We start from the raw sequence: 20467 nt of genomic DNA, 5'->3' as shown, positions 1-20467 counted from the left end.
TTACCCCCTCATGAGTTCGATGGTTTGAGCGGGGAACAGCGGGCGCACATACGGGCTGACGGCGTCTTCGATGTCGAAGCCCGCCTTGGCCCTTGCGCGGGCCATGCTGCCCAGCGTTTCAGAGGTGGCATGCGCGATGCCCGCCCCTATGACGTTCTCAACAAGGTCGCCGTGCTGGTGCATGAAGACGGCCTGAAAGGCGGCGGCGTTTTTCAACACCGCCGCCTCAGCCCCCTCGACCTGTACCCCATACACCATGCGGAGAATGCGAGTCGCCGTGATGAGCAGTCTGGCTTTGATGTTATCGTCCAGTGCTGCCCAACTCGTGCCCGCATGAAAGTTGTCAAGAATATCGTCAGCTTCTGCGATGGTGCAAAAGCTGTTTTCAGTTGTGATAGTCGGCATGTTGTACCTCGTTTAGGTGATGGAAACGATGGGGCCACCACCCTTGGACTTGACTTTGCTGGCGTGGAATTCCGGCAAGGTCAGTTCGGTGTATGGATGAACCGCCTTGTATTGGTTGTACATCTGGCGGCAGTGGTAGTGCCCCTCACAGAATTGACCGCAAGAAAGCACTTCCGTGCCGCCTCGCAGGTAGCAGAACTGTTGCAGGTGGCTCTTGCTCTCGCAGTGGAAGAGCGGAAGCTCATAGATGGCAAGTTCCTTGTGCCGCATGGACCAGATTGCCCATGCCAAGCTGTACACATGGTCATCGTGGCACTTCTTGGCGTGGCCGAAGGTCGGCAACTTGGTGGACTCGTCAACAAGGAAGGTCCGCATTTCCTGTTCAAGGTGCTTGCAGTCTTTCGAGAAATGAAGTCGGCCTTGCTTCACCACCTCATGCAAGGTGACGAAGGGCTTGTACTGGCCCTGTGCGGTGGGCTGGGCTGTCTCAACGGGCATGTTGTTGTCCAGACCCCAGAGAAGGATTTGTTCGGTCTCATACGCCTCCAGGGCGATGCCAACCGGCCCATACCGCTTATAGTCTTCGGTCATCTGGGTCTTGATGCGCTTGTCGAAGCCCAAGTCCCATGTCACTTGGTTGAGCACCCAATATTCGGGTTCGCCGTCATCGGCGTTGGGCGTCTTCGCCACCACCGTCCAGACGGTGCGGTCATTGCTGGTCAACCTGATGGCTTTGGCCTTGTCTAGGCCAGCACCCACCACAAACTTTCTGCCGTCGAAGAAATCACTGAGGCTCTCAGGCGGCACCGGCATGCTGAAATCGGAGACACATGCCTTGATGTCTTCGGGCTGAAAGAGCGCGTTGACCGCACTGGTGCGCTGCCCAAGGATGTCACGCTTGAAGGCTGTTTCAAGCTGGGTGCGCTGGAGCTTTGCGGCCTTGTGCCTGTCGATCCATGACGGGGCTTCGGCCCTGTAGTGCTCAAAGTCCCGGTATTCGATGCGGTGGCAGTAGGTCTTCTCATCTTCGCCCGCGTCTTTTTCCAGCGTGTGAACGTGTCCATCTTCGCTGTCGGGGTTGGAATCGATGAGGCACAGGGTGTTTTCAGAGTCCAACAGAGCCGCTTGGTATGCGTCAAAAGGACCAGTGTCAGGGCATGCGTGGAAGTCACCCACCCAAAGCACGTTGAGCTTGTCACCGAAGGCGTTGGACATGTTGACCGCCGCCATCTGGATCACGCTGCCCCATGTCTCAACGGTCTTGACCATGTGCCGCTGAATGAGCGGCTCAGGGATCAACTCGGAGAGCTTGGGTGTGTGCCTGATGATGCCCTTGAGGGTTTTCATCTGGACGCGCTCGGCATGCTGCTCAGTGTTACCCAGCACCTGAGTGGTGTGGTTCTGGCGTGTCACAGAGAGCCAGAGCACAATGAGCGCGTAAATGTTGGTCTTGCCATGACGCCGTGGCGTAATGAGCAGGGCCATATCATGGGCAAAGTCACCATTGGCGTCAGTGCTCAACACATCAGTGATGATCTGGTGTTGCCACGGTTCCGGCTGAAATTCAATGTACTGGCCGCGCTTCGTCAGGATGCGGGGCTTCACGTCCTCACACCAATTGAAAAAGCCCTGTGCGCCGTCGAGCCATTCAGGCTTGGGAGCATAGGGCGGGGGTGCGGTTGTCTTGGGCTTCCTGCTGAGATTTGGGCCTTTGTTTGTGGGCATCTTACTCCTCCTCAACCACGTCGAGCAGTGAGTTGTATGCCCTCACAGAGCACGTCTGGATCACCGAGAGCCGCTGGAGCAACTGGCCCATCTCATCGGGGGTCAGCTTGTCCACGTTGTTGGCGATGTAGCCGACAAGCATGTCTTTCAGGAGCTTGTTGACGGCAACATCGTCCTCAAGCTCTGCCGTGACGTGGGCAATGGGGTCTTGCCGGAAGTCTTCGGTGTGCTGCTTGATCTTCTTTGCGGCCTTGGTGCGTCCATCCAGCTTGCCGCTTCTGATGGCCCTTTCGGTGCCCTCATGGGGCTTGTTGCGGGTGGGCGGTCTGCCGGGTCCGCGCTTGATGTCGTCAGTCATGTTCGTGCTCCAAAAGAAAAGACCGTGTTCGTCTTGAACACGGTCTTTAAAGTCGTTGTGGTTGGTGCGGCTACTTGGTGCGCTTTGTCTTCAAGCCCAGCCGCCGCATAGTGCTGATGAGGGTGGACTGAGACCACTGGTTGCCCCTGATGGTCTTGATGCCCTGTAGGTCAAGCTCTGCGATGATTTGCCGTTGGGTCATGCCCTGCATGACCAAGCCCGTCAGGATCGGTCTGAGTCGCTCGTCATTCTCTGCCGTGGCCTTGGACCTGTCAGCATGCAACTCCTTAATGCGAGGGTTGCCCAGCTTGATGCCATCTGCCTTGAGTCTGGCGAGTGCCGCCTTGGTACGCTGGCTGATAAGTTGGCGTTCAAGCTCTGCCGCAAAGCTCAGGTTGCCTATGAGCATGTTGCCTATCGCGTCACTCTCGCCATTGGTCTGGATGCGCTCCTTGACGAGGTGGACATTGATGCTCTTGCGGTGAAGCTCATGCACAATATTGAGATTCTCACGGATGGAGCGGCCAAGCCTTGAGAGTTCACCGACGATGAGCACGTCACCCCGCTTGAGGGTGGTGAGTAGCTCGTCAATGCGTCTCTTGGTCGTGGTCTTGCGGCTGGACTCTTCCGTTGCGATCCACTTGTCAATGGTCAGGCCGTTGCTCTTGGCGTAGGCCTCAACCTCATGACGCTGGTTGTCCAAGTCCTGCTTGTTTGTGCTGATTCTGGCGTAGGCAACTACCTTGCACATGGGCTATATCCTCTTGGCTTTGATAGTGTATAAAGGGTCGTTTGGAAACACTATCAAAGGTGCAAAGATGCGTCAAGCATAACACACTGAGGACATTGAATAAACAGCCAATATTATGCTGTCCTTGCTTGGCGCGTCTCTGCGTCTGTCGAGTCGTTTAAATCGCACTCGGAACAAGCATCTGTGCAAGGGTCAGAATGGTGTCTCCATCCTGCTCCATGAGTACCCCTTCGGGAATGTCTGAATACTCAACGATCATACCCACGAAAATGGTGAACTGCTCCATGGTATTCTTGGCGGCTTTCATCTTACCTTCAAGACCCTGAAACTTGTCGCTCATGTATTCCTTCACGCTCGGCTTGCGTACCTTGTAGGTCTCACCGCCAAGCACAACTTCCCGTTCCTTGAGTGCATCAAGATTGATCACTTTCTTTCCCATGTCATAGCTCCACACTATTTGAGGTTTCGTTTGAGTTCACGCACGATAGTGGCAATGATCTTGTCTTCCTCTTCCAATAACGCACGTTCCATGTATTTCTTGCCCACCCTGACGCCAACAGAACCTTGCTTCTGTAAAGATGTCGGGCCAAGGGTGTATGTGCCCTCATGCATGTAGATTGCATAGTCTGATGCGGGGCTGTTCGTCGGAATGTAGACGATGGCAGTTGTATCACTTCCGTTCTGCTCCACCTTGTGGCGGTGGCTACTCTGGAGGTGGCCTTCATCTATTGGTGACCGTTTGACGCTTTCTGCTTCAAACTGCATTGCGGCCTTTGTCATGGCCTTTTTGAGTTGTCGCTCTGTTGCCCTTTGGGCTTTGTTTAGTTGTTTGAGAGCCTTATTGATGTCGGTGGTCATCTTCATGATATTATCCCCCAAGTGCATCTCTCAGGCCGTGTTTGTTGTTGGCGTAGGCATCGACCCAAGTATTGATCACCCACTCTTCACCGTTGAATTTGGGCTGACTCTGCGTCACCTTTGCATCTGTCGTGGTGTCGGTAGTGACGTTGTTCACGATTTTAATGTGAGGTGCTCCTGTTGCCTTGACGCCCAAGTCGCCGCTTCTGGTTCTGGTGAGTGGCATGATTGCTTCTGCACCGGCTTCACCCATGATGCCCAGCCCACCAGAATGGGTAAACATGGTGGGCCTATTGACGATACCGCCAGAGGCGTAAGCGGTGAGTTTGCCGTTCTGGAATGCTCCACCCTTGGCGAAGCCGAAGAGACCACCGAAAAGACTGCCCCAAAAGCCACCGCCACCACCAAGACCGCCCATGAGGGAAGACATCATGCTCTTAGCCATCATTTCGGCTTGCAGGTCGATCCATGCGTTGAGGATGGAGTTAGCAAAGTTGGTGAAGTAATCGCCAACATTATCAAGCTGGCCCTTCATGCTGTCTGCGAACAGGATCTTGAACGAACCCGACATTTCGCCAGACATATTTGAGGCCATCTCTTTGCCTTGGTTAAAAGTCTTCTCCATTTCCTTCATGGAGTCTTTCCACCCAGCTTTCCAGCCGTCTGCGATGGTGCCGGAAGCCTCAAGCTCAAGGCGTTTTATTTCGTCCAGCTTGGCCTTTCTGTATGCGTTGTACTGGTCTTCTGTGATCCTCTTCTCATCGAGGTTCTTCTTGAAGTCGAGGATGTCCTGTCTGAGCCGCCACTTCTCATACTCTTGCTGTTTGAGAGTGACCCTCATGAGTTCGTCAAGTGCGGCCTTACGGGCGTTGATTTGAGCCTCTGCGGCCTTTTTGCTGCCGTTGCTGACTCCACTGCCGGTTGAAGCTGACAAATCGAATGCGGCGGCATTTGCAGAGCTTGCCGTGTCAGTCTTGCCAAGCAGAAACTTGTTAAGCATTTCCATTTCGGCCCTGAGTTCAATGCGCTTCTCTTTAAGCGTTTCAATATGGGCCGTGAGTTTGGCTTTCGTGGTGCCGGTGAGCGTGTTCATGTTGGCGTCAAACAGTGCGATTGCGCCCTCATTAAACCAATTGCTCATTGCGCTGGCGGTCTTAGCCGCTTGCTGGGCTATTGCGTTGTCATACTCGCCCAAGGCCATAGCGGTCTTGTTGAGCATGTCTCTGATGACCATCATGGCTTCCATCAGCTTGGAGCGGATCGAAACAACCATGTCGCCGTAGTTCTTCTCAACAGCCAAGGCGACTTTGGTCATTGCCATTTCTGTATCAAGGAAAATTGCTTTCCAGCCAAGGAGGCTGGCCTTGAGTCCACCAAAGACCTTGAGACCGATGGAACCAAGACAATCAACAAAATTCTGCCACTCGGCCTTCATTTTCTGAATGTGGTCATATGTGGTCATCGTGTCGGTGCCCAGAACACCCATTTTACGGCTCATTTGGGCGATTGCCTCATTGACCAGATACGTTTTCTTTTCCACATCAGATAGAGAGCGGCCAAGTTCCCTTTCCTTATCGGCAATGAATCCGGTCTGGCCGATGATGATGCCAGCGTCATCCAGCATTAGGGTGGAACCACGGGCAAGGCCGGTCATGATTGTTTCAGAAAGCTGTTTGAAGTCTTTGTTGGTGGCCTTGGCGTACCGCTGGAGGTATTGGAATGCGGTGATGGTCTGACGAAAGTCCATCCCGGCCATCATGGCTTGGGCACTGTTCGCCATCATGTCCATCTCAGACATTGCGCCCTTAGTGACCTTCCGCATTTGCTTGACCATGTCCTCAGCCTGACGGCCTTGCGCTTCTGAAAGTCGTTTGAAGGTAGCTTCAAGGTCGGCCTTCTTTGCTGCTCGTTCTGTGATCTGGAAGGCTTTGACCATTGCGTCAGCCGAAGACTGCCAAGCGTTTTTCATCAGCTCAAAACTCTGGTTGAGTTTGATGCTCTGGTTGTGGATGTTCTTGAAGCCCTGCCGGAGCTTCTGGAAACCTCTGTTATATTGGGAAGAGTCAAGTTTAAGCTTGCCTTCTAGAGTTCCTACAATCATGACGACTTACCTCTTCGGGGCGATGCCCCAGCTTTGCATGATCGGGCCGAGGGCCACGGCAGTCTGGTCGGGGTAGACGCCCATTGCCAGCATCTCAGGACTGATGATGAAGCGGCTCATGGTGATGAGGTGGCGCAATGCATTGCTGGGCGTGGTGCCGGTGGCCTCTGCGATTTGCTGGAGGTACTCCCGGTCATGCTCATCGATGCGGAAAGACGTATGTTGTTTGGGCATGCTGGGCCTCACTGGTTGTGTGCGGCAAATGACGCACGTTGATTGCAAAACGAAAGAGCACCCAACAGAATTGCTGGGTGCTCTTTCGTGGACCGGATTGGTCTTGGAGAATGTGACATCCGAAAATATGTGACCTCCAGAGAATCGCTGAAAACTCTGGAGGTCAAAAGACGCAAAAATGGCAAGGAATTTACCAAAATCGTGTCATCATCCCAATGAAGTAAATGACATTTGTGCTGGGTGTTGTGGATCATGCAGACCCAGAAGAGAAAGAGACCCAGCAACGGGCGAAGCCCGGTGGCATTGTGTTGATGAGCGAAGCGAATCAACCAATGTCACTCAATCATGTCATTTTGTTGTGTTAGGCAGCAAGCTGCCTTGCTCGCGTCTTCGACGCTCACAGCTTTTTGATTTCTATTTAGTAGATGGAGAGAAAAAACAACTTGCTCTAATATATTGTACCCGCGTCAGAATGGATTTTCCTGAAAAAGCACAACTTTTTTGCAATTAGTCTGATTTTTCTTTCTAAGCTGCTGTTTCCATTGCTATTTTTCTAGCTCTGTGAATCGTTCGGTTGAAGTCATACTCCTTGCCGATTTTTTCCATGACTCGCTTAATTTTGAGACGCCAGATGTTGTTAAAGTACGTCTTGAAGCTGGCCCCGGCCTCATGGGCAGAGTTGTAGTTTCTCAGGCACCTGATGAAATGTGCCCGCGCCTCATCTTCAACCCAATCTTTGAACATGGCCGGGTCAGAGTCGGCAGGGAGATAATTCGCGTCTCGCAATCGCCTGAGTGCATATTTAATGGCACTCTCAAGCACCTTGTATTGCTCATCGGTTGCCATGACTTTCTTTCGTGCTTGCCATGCCGCTCGGTCTGCTTCCTTACGCTTGCCGGGTTGCAGAAACTCTTCCCAGCCAAGATACCAGATGTATTCGTCAACGAGTTTCAAGGGCAAGCTCATTTCAAGTGCGATCTGGCACAGGTCCAGTTCTCGGCTCAGGAGTCTCTTGAGTTGAGTACGTCTTCGGCTGATGGTGAGGCCGTGCTTGAGGTGGTATTCTTTGCGCTGCTTGAGCATGCTCACGAAGGATTTCCAGTAGTGGGCATTGTCGTCAGGGGCTTTCAGGGTGATTTCAGTTGGTGCAGTGATCATTCTCCCTCTCCTTTTATGGAAAAGCCCCGGTGGCTCATTCTCAGAGCAGCACCGGGGTTTTCTTCCGGTTGTTTTCTGGTTGTCGAGTTACTTGGGGAAGACCGTTGCGGTCTCGCCGTCCGTGTTCAGCACAATGAGTTCGTTGGTGTCGGCGCAGAAGTAGACGCCAAGGTCAGCATTGATGATCTGGGTGTTGACCTGTCCGATGTACAGGGCAGACACGATGCGCATGAATTCCATGATGATTCTCCTTTGGGGTTACTGAAGGTCGAGGGCGTGGAGGGCACTCACAGGGGGTGCGGTAACGTCTCTCAGGCTGGTGGCCTTGGCGAGAATGGCTTCATGGTCGATGGGCGGCATGGGAAGAGCGTTGGGGTGTTTCCGCTTATGGTTTTTGTATCGAATGTCTCCATGCATGTTGCGGAGGGTGGCTACTGCGCGATCAAGGTCAGTTTCTTTGACATTGTCCCACGGGCTGTATTCGGCAACGTGGGCAAGCAGATTGTATGCGGCGATCACACGGGGAGTCTTGCCGATGCGCTTCTCAACGGTGAAGATGTCATCCTCAACACCCCAGATGATTTCTCCCCAGAGATTGTGAGGGTTGTGCGGGTCACGGATGGTGTTGGCGAGTTCACTCACCGCGCCCGTAAGCCTCTCGATTTCATTGTCATCCATCTCAGGGGCAATGATAGAAATCAGGTGAGAAAGACAGGCGATTGCCCAATAAGGGTTACGCTTCTTTTCAGGCGTCCAGTGGATGGAGTTGCAACCGTTGTCGCAAGCGTAGTAGCGGGGTTCCCACCGCTCACCAACAACGCGCTCGGTCATGTGGTATTCCCCACAACCCATGCACTGCATGAGCAGTCGCTCTCTGGTGACGCCGTCATCGCATTTGATGACAAACCGATCTTTCAGTTTCATGCTCATGACGGCCAGTTCATTCACGTTGTCACCATGTGCATGGCGGCGGGCATTCGTTGCGGTCAATTTCTCGTCTTTGATGTCCATGTTCAATCTCCTTGCCGCCTACGCGAGGCGGGCTTTGATGGTGTAGTGTTCAATCGTGCCGCCGAAGCCGCGCTGCGCGTCGATCTTGGCGGGGTCATAGGTCAGGCCGTCGATGTCGATAAGGAAATCGACGGTCATGAGGTCGAGGCCTTCAGGCACGTCACCGGGCTTCACGAAGCACACAAGGTCATAGCCCTTGCGCTCGTTGCGGTCCTCTTCGACGGTCTCACGGCTGACCTTGTCGATGGTTGCCGGAACGCTGTAGCGATCCACCTCGACGGTCTCGGCGTGGGCGTTGGTTTCCGTGGTGATGACGGTGATACGAGTCACTTTTAGTGTCCTCCAATCTTGTTTTTTGGCCGCAAGATACCGCCCCACAATTGTGGGTTCTCAAAGAATCTACAGCCGTTTTAGTTGGTTATGCTACATGTGCAAGCAGTCTGTGCTTGCAGTTCGGGTGGAACAACCCAGCCTTTCTGGCATCGTCAACGGTGGCGTGACCTTTGGTTGCTCCGGTCAGGCTCAAGACCTTACCTTCCCACGGGTTGCATTTCTTGCACTTGGTGCCGTGGATGGAGACCTTCACAAGGTCAACCCCGGCCTCAGTGTATGCCGCTTCATGGCTCTCACGCTGCGCCTGAGCCATCAGAGTGCGGCTGACCATCCTGAGGTACCCTTCGGGCTTCCACTTGCGTCCTGCGCGATCCGTGAAGGTGAAGTCAGGGGTATTGGTCATGACCGTGTCACGAAGCTCACGATATGCCTTGCCGCTGCTCCATCCGTTTTCGGTGGCCTTCTGGTGGATCGTCATGAGGTCACGCTTGAGCGTCTTGCGCGTCTGTTCCTGCATCTGGGCCGTGAACTGCTCAACACTGAGTTGCGCGTCCTTGATGGCCTTGAAGTCCAGAGTGCCAAGCAGCTTGTCGAGGTCTCCAAGTTCGATGTCGAGCGCGGCCAGTTCGCTGGTGGCCGTCTCAAGGGCTTCTTCCATCTTGGCAAGCCCAGTGGCCTTGATGACCTTGAGGGCTTCGTCTCGCATGCTCAGGATGAGCTTGGCGACCTCTTTCATCAGTTCGGCTTGCTTGGTGGCCGTCCAGTACTTCGCGTCCTGTCTGGCGCGTCTGAGAGTGGTCTCATACTGCGCTTTGTACAGGTGGAGGAGAGAGACGAGCCTCTTGATGTCCTCAGCCTTGTTTTTGTTCATGGGTTTGCTGCCTCCGGTTGATGGTTACTGAAAATGGGCCTCCTATGGTACTTAACGGAGAACCCCTTTGCTTGCCGCATGTTTTTCTTTCCCCTCACTGTACTTAATGCAGCACCCCTTTGCTTGCCGCATGTTTTTCTTTCCCCTCACTGTACTTAACGGAGCACCCCTTTGTTTGGGGCACTTTTTTCCGTGAGAAATTTCAGGTGATCATACGCGAACGGATGCAATTTGCAAGCAATTTCAAATATTTATCCACAGTGTTTTTATGTGAGAGGTGCAAGAAATGAGTGGTGGCGGGTGGATGGAGAGGGGGCAACACGCTTCGGGTTGATCTTGAAGAGCCAGCCGGAAAGCATGGACAGGGGGAGCATGGTGTGCTTTCTGGTCTTGCCGTCATTTCCAACCGTTCCCATCTCGGTAACGGTTGCGCCCAACACCTTGTCTTCTTTGATTTTCTGGTACTGCCTCGGCCACGCAATCCCCATCGCATCACACATGTGGCGGGGCTTGACGGGCAATATATATCTGCGTAGCAGTACCCACAAGGCAGTTCTTGGCACGAATAATTCCATGAAGAACAATGTATTCAACATGCTCTAGTATGGCAAAATTGGAGTTTTGTGGTATGGCAATCAGAACGAGGAAGAAAAAGAACGGGTCGAAGTTCTGGGAAGTGTATTGGAAGAACCCCTTCACAAAACGCATACAATCCAAGAACTTTCACGACGAGCAGGAAGCCAAGAACTACAACACGGACATCTTGTATCGGCTCAAGCGCGACAAGGAGTCGTTTAGACCCTCTGTCGTGGCCGCTGACGCGCCGCCCACCCACTTCCAAGGGTTGGCCCTCAGATACCTTGTTGAGAGGCCTATGGCGCAGAGCACGAAAGAGACCACACTTCACCACCTAGAGTCATTCTATGCCATCTTGGGCAACCCTGAGATTGTGGCGGTGGACAAGTCCATGATGAAGCATTTTGAAAGGGAGTTAAGGAAGCCCCGCGAAAAGACGTACACAGGGCCGAACGGGAAAAAATGGACCCGCACATTAGAGGGAGCCAAGCAGAACACGATTAAGCGCAAAGTCGGTATCGTCCTCGCTGTTCTAAACTGGGCTGTAGAGGAAGAGTATCTCCCCGGTCACAACTTGCAGGGGTACAAGTGCGCTCCCGGCGAGGACAAGAAGTTCGTGCCACCCACCCCGGAAGAATTGAAGAGAATTCGCAAGGCCGCGCCCAAGCATGTGGACCGGGCAATTTACCTTGCGTTCAACCTCGGCATGCGCGTGGGGAACTCTGAACTGTTTCGGGTCACTTGGGACCGTATCGATTTTGACAGGAGGGTTGCCACCATTCCAGCCGCCCAAAAAGGGAAGAACCAGTGGCGTCAGGTTCCCATTCGCAAAGACGTGTTGCCTGTCCTAAAACAGTGGAAAGCAGAAGATGACGAGTGTGGCGCAACTCACATTGTGAACTACAGGGGCAAGCCGGTGGCTTCCATCAAGAAGGCATGGGATAGCACCTTGGAGAAAGCTGGGATCACACGCAAAATTCGCCCTTACGATCTGCGCCACGCATTCGCAACCTACGCGCTGGAGGCAGGGGCAGACCCGAATGCCCTGCGGAAGCTCATGGGGCATAGCTCAATGGCGATGATCTACAAGAACTACCAGCACGTTTTGGATAAGCAGAAAGAAGCCGTGGTCAATGGACTACCCAGCATCTGATGAGGCGAGGCTTGCCATACCGTTTTACCATACTGATGCCCATATTTTGCCGCTTTTTGGTATGGTAAGCCAATATGAAACGTAATAAATTCAGTATATTAATTAGCTGACAAAAGCCTTCGCAAGGCAGGGGTCGAGAGTTCAAATCTCTTCGTCTCCACCAGGAAAATGAAAAGGTCCGAAGCTTTTGGCTTCGGGCCTTTATTTATAGCGTTTCGGGCCTTTCCTCCCGGAAAAACGTTACATGCCCCGGCACCCACCTCCCCCGCCACTCCCCGATCATTGCCTTTACAGCCCGGCCCGACTGTGTGAATATTTTTTATGACCATCAGAATAGGGCGCGTCGAGGACTTGAGCCTTGAACAGGACACCAAATACAACAGCCTTTTGGCAGCCATCGCCAGAAGCGCGGAGGAGTTGACCAGCGGCAAGGGCTGGCCAGACGGCGTCATCGACCTCATGGCCGACCTCGGCCGCATCACCAGGGTCAGCCGCGTCTGGATTTTTCAGCTCATCGAACTGACCGATGACCACATCATTCAGGACTACCCGTTCGAGTGGGCAGACCGTAACGACCACGTGCAGCTTTCCCTGTCCCGGTTCAACACGTTCCGCAAGGACCTGAAACACGCCTCACCCGAATACATGCAAATGCTGGAAAGCAGAAAGCGGGGCGAATGGCAAAGCATGGTCGTTTCACAGCTCCCTGAAGGGGAGCTCAAGGAAGACCTTGCTTCCCAGGGAATACTTTCCATGCTGACCATTCCCATCATCGTGGAAGGAAAATGGTGGGGCATACTGGGGTTTGACGATTGCCTGCGCGAATACCGCTGGAGTGAAGTCGAAATAGCGCTGTTGCGAACGGCCACCTATCTTCTCTCCAATGCAATCCTGCGCGACCGGCTCTCGGCCAAGACCAAACAGTTCAATATTCTCAAAGGCGTTACCGATGCCAGCGCATGGGAGCTTGATGTCGCCAGCGGCCACTTCTGGTGCAGCCCGGAACTGCTCTCAGAGCAAACCGGACTCACCGAAAACATTCATCTCTCCCTGCGCCAAATCCTGCACCGCATACACCCGCACGACAGAAAAAAACTTCTTGCGGACATCCGCCAACACATTTCCCGTTTCCAGACCACCTTTCGCAAGGATCTGCGCATCTGCCAGGAAAACGGCAAGTACGTATGGGTTGAAATCATTGCCAAGATTTCGCGAGACACCAAGGACAGAGTCCAAAAAATAGCCGGAATCGCGGTGGAAATCCTTAAACGGAAACAGGAGGAAGAAAAACTCCGTACACGGGCGCGCAAGGATTCGCTCACCGGAGCGGAAAATCGCGGCAGCTTTGACAAGGAACTTGCCGGACAACTGCACCGTTTCAATGAAAATGGAACGATATTCTCGCTGCTGCTGCTGGACATCGACCATTTCAAGCGCATCAACGACACATGGGGGCACGCCGTGGGAGACAAGGCGCTGCGGCACGTCACCAACATTCTGAACCGCAACCTTCGCGGGGCAGACAGATTATTCCGCATCGGCGGCGAGGAATTCGCCATCCTGCTTTCCGGCATCAATGAAATAATGGCGGCTTCCATAGGCGAGCGCATTCGCAAAGACATAGAGTCGACCCCCATGAATTCGGAACGCCTCCCCATTGCGCTGACCGTGAGCATCGGCGCGGCAGGCGTTGCCGAGGCTGCGCCGTGTGAATCCATCGAAAAACTGTACCAGATGGCCGACCATGCCCTTTATACGGCAAAGGAACGTGGACGAAACCTGATCGTACAAAGTCGACAAACGGCAAAACAGGCTGCCAACCCCTCCTGAACAGTACACAAAACAAGAAAATGAATGTTTTTTACAATTATTTCCAGATTTCGCTTGACATTCCGTTAATATTCGCAAATTGTACGCACTTATACACCAGCGGCACCCGTGGAGGCGCGGTCTGAATGTTGGCCGGCGCTGGTTTTTCGTAGAACAGGTATTTCAAGAAGCAGTGAATGGCATCTTGTCCACTGCTTCTTTTTTTTGGCGCACGGGCGCCAATGCGCATTATCACTTTATTTTTTTCAGGAGAATTCTGAATGTCCAAGAACATCTATGTTGGCAATCTGCCCTGGTCCTGCACCGAAGACGAAGTCCGCGCGGCTTTCGAAGCTTACGGTGAAGTCACCTCCGTGAAACTGATCGAAGATCGTGAAACCGGTCGCCCCCGTGGTTTCGGTTTTGTGGAAATGGAAGATGCAGGTGCTGTTGAAGCCATCAAGAACCTGGACGGCACCGACTTCGGCGGCCGCAACATCAAGGTCAACGAAGCACGCCCCCGTCCGGAACGTCCGCGCTGGTAGTTTAGGCTACTCGCCGGCATATATCTGGCAAACGGCGCCCGTTTCCTTTTCGGGAGACGGGCGTTTCCTTTTTCCTACAACAAGGAGTGGAACTTGGCAGTAAAACGTAATTACTCGTTTGAAAAACGGCAGAAGGAACTGGCAAAGAAAAAAAAGAAAGAAGAAAAACGCAAACGCAAGCAGGCCAAAAAAGAAGCGGCTGAGCATGACGATCTCATGCACGACGACGGCGTTGGCAACGATTCGGATGAAAATCCGGCAGAGTAACGCGCCGAACTCATGAAAAAGGCCGGACGCTTGCGCCCGACCTTTATTTTCCGATTCCCGCCCGGCGGCACGTCAGTCACCGAGCAGCAGCATGTTCACCGGAGCCACAGCTCCTGAACGGCGAACCCTTTCCACGCAATCATCGGCCATGATCAATCCCAGACCGGAATTGCGGTCCCAACCGCTGCTTCCCAGATCAAGCGCGGTGTCCTGAAACGCCGAATACATTTCGCTCCGGGTGATGTCCTGGTCCGCCTCGACCATGAGCGCGGCAATTGCCGCTGCATGCGGCGCGGCCGCCGAGGTACCGTAAAAATGTTCGAATCCCGGCGTGGCCGTTGCCACGCCGTCCGCGGCCGTTATATCCGGTTTGGAGCGCACGGTCCCGCCGGATGAGGAATAATCGCCGGGGACATACATGGTGCCGTCCGCGCGGAAAAACATGCGCCGCGGCCCATCGGACGAAAAGCTCTCCACGGATTCGCTGCCGTCAAAGGGCGTGATCCTGCCCTGCGCGCCGACCGCGGCCACGCCGAACGCGCCCTCGGCACAGGCATGGCCGTGGGTCTGGCCGTCCGTTGCGTACTCGAACCGCCCCCGGTTCGAATTCAGGTGCAGCATGCGGGTTGCCGCATTGACATCGTAGCGCACAACGACTGCAGCATAGTTGTTGGCGGTTATGCTGCCCTGTATGATTTCAAAGGCATCGCTGCTCCCGGCCTGGGTATCCGTGCTCTGGGCGACCACGTTGCCGGATGTGTCCACAAGGTACAGATCATAGTCGTTGGAGGACTCGCCCAACGGATCGTTCCAGTGCAACGTAAGCGTACTGCAGAAATAGGTAACCAGGTTGGTGCAGTCACCGCCGCCGAAATTATGCACGTCCGCACCATCGACGGTAATCCCTCCGGTGGGCGCCATACCGCTGTAATCGCCTTCCCACACGCCGCCGGTGCCCGCGTCGATATTGCCGGAGTTGGCAGCCGAAGAGAAGTAGAACACCCCGGTGGAAGCCACGTCGTCCACGGCCTGGGCAATGGGTCCGTCCTGAAACGGTGCCTCGGAAAAATAGCCCACGTCGTCCACGATGACCTGGCAGCCCGCATCCCGCAAGGCGCGAATCTGGGCGGCGAAGTCGGCCACACCGTTCCATGCGGTGGCAAAATACAGGTCCGCTCCCGGAGCCATGTCGTACACGATCTCCAGCATGGCCGTCCCCTCGCCCGAGTTGCCGGTGGCATCCTTGAGCACGGTTACGGCAGGCAGGTCTCCCGTGGCCTGTACGTCCGCCAGATGGTCCACGGAGTCGGAAAGCACGCCGATCTTCACGCCGGTTCCGTCCACGCCGAGGTCGGAGACAGCTACGTCGGCCCTGTGGGCCACCACACCTTCACTGGTGTTGACTTTCTTCAAATACGGAATCTCGCCTTCGCGGATGGTGCGCACGTCGGTTCGTGCGGCCAGTCCGGTCATGGCGTCCAGCGGCACGTAGGCACGCACCGCATCGTAACGGGCATGGGCGTTGATCACCCGGCCACCGGCATCGGCAATGGCCGCCAGCAGTTCGTCGCTGACCGTGGCGCGAATGTCCACCAGCACGCCGGAACCGACACCCTTGTCCGTGGCACGCGGCAAGGCTCTGGGCCTGAACGCAGGCAACGACTCGGCAAACGAGGTCTTCCTGCTCTGCTCAATAGCCATGAGCAGCGAGGAGCCGACCTTTTGCTCAGCCTTTGTCCAGCCTTTCTTCCAATTCTGGATTCGCTGGATCTGTTCGGATGCGTTGCGTTGTGCCGCAGCAGGCAAATCGGCAGCCATGGCGGCTCCGGACACAACGACGAAAACTGCCAACAACATGCTGCACAGGCACAGTGCAACACGCATCAAAGACCCTCGTCTTTGCATGTCTCCCCCTCTTCCCTTTTCGCGAAACGGCGGCAAATGGGCACTTCCCCGCCGAACCACGATGTGAGCTATACAGTCCCATATACCATACCGTGTACACAGGAAAACGGCAAACACAAATGGAACCAAATTATAGCTCAAAAAAACAAGCAATTACGACTTGATATACCCCCACTGCACAAGACGGCCATACGCGTGCCTGGCCTCGTCGCCGGAGCGCACGTCCTGCAGGAAACGATAGTATTCCCGGGCGGCCTGATCGCGGTCCCCCATCTTTTCCCGGCACAAACCCTTGAAAAACACGGTGTAGGGGTTTCCGGGCAGCCGCTTTTCATATTCGGCAAATTCGGCCAGCCCCTCGGAGTACCGACCGCTGCGCACCATGGCCAGCCCGGCCACCTGCATGGCTTGCGGCTCCGCCGGGTATGCTTCCCGGGCCCGTTGGGAAAAACGAACGGCCTTGGTGTTTTCGTTCATTGCCAGCTGGCATTTGGCCATCATCAGCAATGCGGCATAATCACGCGGAGCCTTCTTGAGCGCGGCTTGAAAATGCTCTTCGGCCCGGGCATAGGCCTTGGACCGCATGGACTTTTCACCATCCTGCATGGCCTCGATGGCCACGGCCTGTTTTCTGACCCCTGCCGTATTGTCCAGATAACGCTCGCGCAATATCCTGAACTCCCGCGAATCCGGGAATTTCGCCGCTGCCCGGCGGGCCGCGGCGAGCCGCTCACTGCTCATGGGATGGGTGGCGAACATGACCTCCAGGGCCGAGGCATGGGACTGGTGTTGCTCGTTGAGCATGTCCATGAGTCCGACCATGCCATCCGGGTTGTAGTCGGCACGGGTCATGTATTCCACGCCCAACGAGTCCGCCTGGCGCTCGTCGTCCCGGCTGTAGTGCGCAAGCAGCGCGCCCATGCCGATCTGCCCCAGTCCGGCCGCCATGGAACCGAGCCCTGCCGAGCTTGCAGCGGCCGTTCCCACGCCCACGGCCAGCGAGGCCAGCTGGGCCGTGCTCACGCGCGAGGCCGTATGCCGGGCGTTGACGTGCCCCAACTCATGCCCCAGCAGGGCAGCCAGTTCCGCCTCGTTGTCCAGATCGAGCAGGATGGCGCGGGTCACCCCGATACTGCCGCCCGGAAAGGCATAGGCGTTCACATAGGTGGCATTGAGCGCGCGAAAGGAATACGGCATGTTCGGTCGGTGGGTCCGCCGCGCCATGTCCATGCCCACGGAGGTCACATAGCGGTTCAGGGCGGCATCGGTCACCGGCCCGTAGTCCGCGGAAAACTGGTGCGGGGACTGCTGCTTGTCCAAAGCTATCTCCTGCTCCTCGGACACCAGCATCAACTGGCTCTCGCCGGTCACCGGATTCTTGGCACACCCTGCGGCCATGCCAAGGGCCGTGCAGCCCGCCACCCGCAAAAAATCCCTGCGCGTCAGCATCCCTTCCATGAAAAATCTCCCTGTATCAGTGGCACATCGATCCCCGTCCCTGTTTCACAAGCATTCCCGTGAATGGTCATGGACAGAGCCCGGGATCAATACGCGGCCATTCATCGAGCACTCCACGATTCCATGGATCATATATTCCAGAATGGGAACCGGACCGTCAATGCCCCTATAGCCGGAAGCATCACAACGCCCCGGGCAATGCGCTGGGAAAAAGGAGCATAGCGGGTTCGGAGTTCGCGCTGATAATTGTCAGCGCCAAAAGAAGACGGAATCACACAAGTGCGGTGGGGCATCCGGTCATGAAGGCGTGCTTGCGCGTTCCCGGATAATCGCGGCAGACCGCAGGCTTGAGTTCATGAATGCCACAGGTCCAAAGCCCGTGGGCTTCCTCCAGCCACGGGCATATCTCGGCCAGCAGGTCGGTGCCCGGCCTGTACCAGATGCGCAGGTTTCCCTGCCCGTCCCGGTGGACCCACTCCAGAATGTCGTTTCGCCCGGCATCCCGCCATACCTGAACGTCTTCGGCCACGCAGTCGCGATGAAAATCGAGCGTGCGGCAACACTTGCCGCACCGCGTGCATTGAAAATCCGCCGTCTGCGTGGCCACACACAGTTGCGGGCCGTCCGGTCCGGGGACAATGCACGTCTCCCCCCAGAAAACATGGCCGCAAATGGTGCACAAGGTTGCATTGTCCGGTGGATGCATGGCAAAAAGAGAATGCATGCCTCCGGCGGCAAGGCGATCATCGAAAACGGCGGCCGGTTCTCCCAGCAGGGAAGCCACAACAGTCCAGAGTTCACCTTGCGGACCGTACTGGCCGAAATCAATGCAGATGGCCTCCACGGCCTGCGCGGGCGTGAGGAATATGTGTGCGGCATGCGGGCCGTTCGACGGCCCGATAGTGGTATCCATGATTCGATACAAGCACACTTTCAAAAAAAGAAAAAGCACAAACCGTGCGGCACATAAACGCAGGCTGTGACCTGCGGCGCGTCGTAAAAACAACCGGAGTCGAACGCATGAACGAAAACAGATCCATCCACCTTGTTCTGGCCGCGCTCGTTCTGGGAGCGGGAATCGCCGCGGGCTGCGCCCTGCTCGGCAACGCGGTCACCAATTTCAAGGCCATGGACCGCTACGTGACGGTCAAGGGCTTTTGCGAACGGGAATACCCGGCAGACCTGGCCATATGGCCCATCAGTTTCCGATCCACGGCCGATGACCTGCGGGAACTGCAGGCCAAACTGGAGTCCTCCTCCAAAACCATCATGGCCTTTCTCGAAGAAAAGGGATTGGGCGATGCGGAGATAACGCCTTCCGCCCCGCTGATTTCCGAAAACATGTACCCGCAGCACAATCCGGGCATGCCCCGCCCGCCCCGGTACACGGGCCAGGGAATCATTACCGTGCGCTCCAAGGACATCAGACTGGTCAAGAAAACCATGACCCAATCGGGCGAGCTGGTGTCGCGCGGGGTCATGATGGTCCGCAACTACGAGTTCCAGCCCCGGTTCATGTACACGGGTCTGGAAACCATCAAGCCGGAAATGATCGCCGAAGCCACCCGCGACGCACGGCGCGCAGCACGCCAGTTCGCCGAAGACTCCGGCAGCAGCGTGGGCAACATCCGGCGCGCGCGTCAGGGCATGTTCTCCATCAGCAACCGGGACCAGTACACGCCGGAAATCAAGCGCGTCCGGGTGGTCAACACCGTGGAATACTTTCTCAAGGATTAAACAGCGCGCAAAAAAAACGGGCCGGAAACAACACGTTTCCGGCCCGTTTGCATGACAAATACAACGATGCCCTAAATGCTGGCGTCCAGCTTTGCGGGCAGTTGCACGTAAAAGACGACCCTGCCGTCCTGCTCCTCGAACCAGATGCGCCCGTTCAGGTAGCGATTCACCACCAGCGAAGCCCGGTACAGACCGAACCCGCGCCCTTCGCCCTTGGTGGAAAAAGCCCGCTTGAACATGCGCGCACGCTGCACGGACGTGAAAAAGCCCTCATTGGTAACACTGAACAAAACACCCTGATCCAGCGTCTCGCACGCCAGGGATACGGAGCCGCCCTGAGCACTAGCCTCCATGGCGTTTTCCAGCAACACGCCAAGCACCAGCCGGACAAGATCGGGGTCGGTGCTGATCTCTCCGGCATGGGAACAATCCGTCAGAACCCTGCATTCATGACCAACGTCGATATTATCGCAATCGCCCACGACCTGCCCCACGAGGCGCGCGGGACTCATTGACTCGGGAATGACCTTGATCCGGCCCTGCTCCACCGCACCCCAGATCTGGTAGTTGCGAATCTGGCCAACCAGCGCCTTGGATGCGGAACGCATGTGGCTCGTGTATTCGGACAGGGGCTCTCCCACTTCGTCTTCAAGAAGGTTGCTGAGCATGACCAGCCCGGAGGCGCTGTTGAGCAACTTGTGAAATACGAGCCGCTCCATTTCCAGGGCCCGTTTTTCATGCCCGACATCCATGCCCGAAAACAACGAATACTGACGCCCCTCGAACTCGAAAGGCACGGTGAAAACCTGCAACACCAGCGCATCGCTGAAGCCCTCGCGAGAACGTTGCAAAAGACACTCGTGAAAGCCAGTGGTCCCCCGGAAACTCTCGAGGATTGCCCGCGCAGCACCGCAATGACGGCAAAAAACCGTGGTGCCGCAACCATTCACCCCATCCAGCGCATGCACGCAGCCAAGGGCCTCGCCCGGACGCATACCCACGGGGTCGGCATTGCCCACCTCTTCCGCAAGCCCGCGGAATGCCCCGTTGCAATACACGGCCTGCCGAGTCTCGTTGATGATGATTATGCCCAGAGGCATGGCATCGAAAAGTTTGGGGACAAGGGATGTTCCAAGGCGTTCGGCCGCCCGGACCAACGCATCCATGTCGGTCCGCTCTGCCGGAAGATAATCGGTGGCGAGAGTATGCAAA

23 protein-coding genes are annotated in these 20467 nt (G+C 55.6%); 5 read left to right on the top strand and 18 right to left on the bottom strand.

The features are described 5' to 3' along the window. The 14 genes from F8A88_RS02100 to F8A88_RS16070 all read right to left on the bottom strand — a co-directional run bounded on the left by F8A88_RS02100 (window position 1) and on the right by F8A88_RS16070 (window position 10380). Window positions 1–405, bottom strand: a complete 405-nt coding sequence (locus tag F8A88_RS02100) for a hypothetical protein (protein WP_151149381.1) — start codon at window positions 403–405, stop codon at window positions 1–3. Window positions 406–417: 12 nt separating this feature from the next. Continuing rightward, window positions 418–2130 carry a hypothetical protein gene (locus F8A88_RS02095; protein ID WP_151149379.1) on the bottom strand — a complete coding sequence of 571 codons (1713 nt, stop codon included), beginning with the start codon at window positions 2128–2130 and terminating at the stop codon, window positions 418–420. Between the two features lies 1 nt (window position 2131). After that, the gene (locus tag F8A88_RS02090) at window positions 2132–2488 is read right to left on the bottom strand and encodes a hypothetical protein (RefSeq protein ID WP_151149377.1); all 357 of its coding nucleotides are present in this window, start codon (window positions 2486–2488) and stop codon (window positions 2132–2134) included. 70 nt (window positions 2489–2558) lie between these two features. Further along, window positions 2559–3239 carry a recombinase family protein gene (locus F8A88_RS02085; RefSeq protein ID WP_151149375.1) on the bottom strand — a complete coding sequence of 227 codons (681 nt, stop codon included), beginning with the start codon at window positions 3237–3239 and terminating at the stop codon, window positions 2559–2561. A gap of 157 nt (window positions 3240–3396) precedes the next feature. Beyond that, complete coding sequence (locus F8A88_RS02080) at window positions 3397–3678, bottom strand: hypothetical protein (protein WP_151149373.1); 282 nt, start codon at window positions 3676–3678, stop codon at window positions 3397–3399. A 14-nt stretch (window positions 3679–3692) separates the two neighbouring features. Next, window positions 3693–4103, bottom strand: a complete 411-nt coding sequence (locus F8A88_RS02075) for an HK97-gp10 family putative phage morphogenesis protein (RefSeq protein WP_161598310.1) — start codon at window positions 4101–4103, stop codon at window positions 3693–3695. 4 nt (window positions 4104–4107) lie between these two features. Next, the gene (locus F8A88_RS02070; RefSeq protein WP_151149369.1) at window positions 4108–6198 is read right to left on the bottom strand and encodes a phage tail tape measure protein; all 2091 of its coding nucleotides are present in this window, start codon (window positions 6196–6198) and stop codon (window positions 4108–4110) included. Window positions 6199–6204: 6 nt separating this feature from the next. Then, window positions 6205–6432 carry a ribbon-helix-helix domain-containing protein gene (locus F8A88_RS02065; RefSeq protein ID WP_151149367.1) on the bottom strand — a complete coding sequence of 76 codons (228 nt, stop codon included), beginning with the start codon at window positions 6430–6432 and terminating at the stop codon, window positions 6205–6207. A 525-nt stretch (window positions 6433–6957) separates the two neighbouring features. Beyond that, window positions 6958–7590 (bottom strand): hypothetical protein, encoded by a 633-nt coding sequence (locus tag F8A88_RS02060; RefSeq protein ID WP_151149365.1) that lies wholly within the window; start codon window positions 7588–7590, stop codon window positions 6958–6960. A gap of 87 nt (window positions 7591–7677) precedes the next feature. Then, window positions 7678–7830 (bottom strand): hypothetical protein, encoded by a 153-nt coding sequence (locus F8A88_RS15720; RefSeq protein WP_161598309.1) that lies wholly within the window; start codon window positions 7828–7830, stop codon window positions 7678–7680. A gap of 18 nt (window positions 7831–7848) precedes the next feature. After that, window positions 7849–8601, bottom strand: a complete 753-nt coding sequence (locus tag F8A88_RS02055) for a hypothetical protein (protein ID WP_151149363.1) — start codon at window positions 8599–8601, stop codon at window positions 7849–7851. Between the two features lie 18 nt (window positions 8602–8619). Next, a complete protein-coding gene (locus tag F8A88_RS02050) occupies window positions 8620–8931 on the bottom strand; it encodes a hypothetical protein (RefSeq protein ID WP_151149361.1) in 312 nt (103 codons plus the stop codon). An 88-nt stretch (window positions 8932–9019) separates the two neighbouring features. Further along, window positions 9020–9805, bottom strand: coding sequence for a phage minor capsid protein (locus F8A88_RS02045; RefSeq protein ID WP_151149359.1), 786 nt, complete (start codon window positions 9803–9805; stop codon window positions 9020–9022). Window positions 9806–10071: 266 nt separating this feature from the next. Then, window positions 10072–10380, bottom strand: coding sequence for a phage antirepressor N-terminal domain-containing protein (locus F8A88_RS16070; protein ID WP_421958087.1), 309 nt, complete (start codon window positions 10378–10380; stop codon window positions 10072–10074). A gap of 53 nt (window positions 10381–10433) precedes the next feature. Here F8A88_RS16070 and F8A88_RS02035 point away from each other — a divergent pair, with 53 nt between their 5' ends. The 4 genes from F8A88_RS02035 (at window position 10434) to F8A88_RS15825 (ending at window position 14155) form a co-directional block, all read left to right on the top strand. Beyond that, a complete protein-coding gene (locus tag F8A88_RS02035; RefSeq protein WP_161598308.1) occupies window positions 10434–11534 on the top strand; it encodes a tyrosine-type recombinase/integrase in 1101 nt (366 codons plus the stop codon). A 321-nt stretch (window positions 11535–11855) separates the two neighbouring features. Then, window positions 11856–13364, top strand: a complete 1509-nt coding sequence (locus F8A88_RS02030) for a sensor domain-containing diguanylate cyclase (protein ID WP_151149353.1) — start codon at window positions 11856–11858, stop codon at window positions 13362–13364. Between the two features lie 260 nt (window positions 13365–13624). Next, on the top strand, window positions 13625–13888 hold the full coding sequence (locus F8A88_RS02025; RefSeq protein ID WP_151149351.1) for an RNA recognition motif domain-containing protein: 264 nt from the start codon (window positions 13625–13627) through the stop codon (window positions 13886–13888). A 93-nt stretch (window positions 13889–13981) separates the two neighbouring features. Continuing rightward, window positions 13982–14155: a hypothetical protein gene (locus F8A88_RS15825; protein WP_170283765.1), complete on the top strand. Its 174-nt coding sequence runs from the start codon at window positions 13982–13984 to the stop codon at window positions 14153–14155. A gap of 72 nt (window positions 14156–14227) precedes the next feature. Here the strand turns inward: F8A88_RS15825 and F8A88_RS02020 are convergent, their stop codons facing one another. The 3 genes from F8A88_RS02020 to F8A88_RS02010 form a co-directional block, all read right to left on the bottom strand. After that, a complete protein-coding gene (locus F8A88_RS02020; RefSeq protein ID WP_161598307.1) occupies window positions 14228–15973 on the bottom strand; it encodes a S8 family peptidase in 1746 nt (581 codons plus the stop codon). A gap of 240 nt (window positions 15974–16213) precedes the next feature. Beyond that, a complete protein-coding gene (locus tag F8A88_RS02015) occupies window positions 16214–17518 on the bottom strand; it encodes a M48 family metalloprotease (RefSeq protein WP_151149347.1) in 1305 nt (434 codons plus the stop codon). A 271-nt stretch (window positions 17519–17789) separates the two neighbouring features. Beyond that, a complete protein-coding gene (locus F8A88_RS02010; protein ID WP_241667312.1) occupies window positions 17790–18431 on the bottom strand; it encodes a YkgJ family cysteine cluster protein in 642 nt (213 codons plus the stop codon). Window positions 18432–18538: 107 nt separating this feature from the next. On the opposite strand from F8A88_RS02010, the gene F8A88_RS02005 reads away from it, so the two are divergent. After that, window positions 18539–19255, top strand: coding sequence for an SIMPL domain-containing protein (locus F8A88_RS02005; RefSeq protein WP_151149345.1), 717 nt, complete (start codon window positions 18539–18541; stop codon window positions 19253–19255). 71 nt (window positions 19256–19326) lie between these two features. Here F8A88_RS02005 and F8A88_RS02000 read toward each other — a convergent pair whose 3' ends face one another. After that, window positions 19327–20466, bottom strand: a complete 1140-nt coding sequence (locus F8A88_RS02000) for a sensor histidine kinase (protein ID WP_161598306.1) — start codon at window positions 20464–20466, stop codon at window positions 19327–19329. Window position 20467: the final 1 nt, after the last annotated feature.

Source organism: Pseudodesulfovibrio senegalensis (assembly GCF_008830225.1).
Classification (GTDB): domain Bacteria; phylum Desulfobacterota; class Desulfovibrionia; order Desulfovibrionales; family Desulfovibrionaceae; genus Pseudodesulfovibrio; species Pseudodesulfovibrio senegalensis.
Note: the sequence above shows the minus strand (reverse complement) of the source record. Positions and strands in the feature narration are given on the sequence as shown.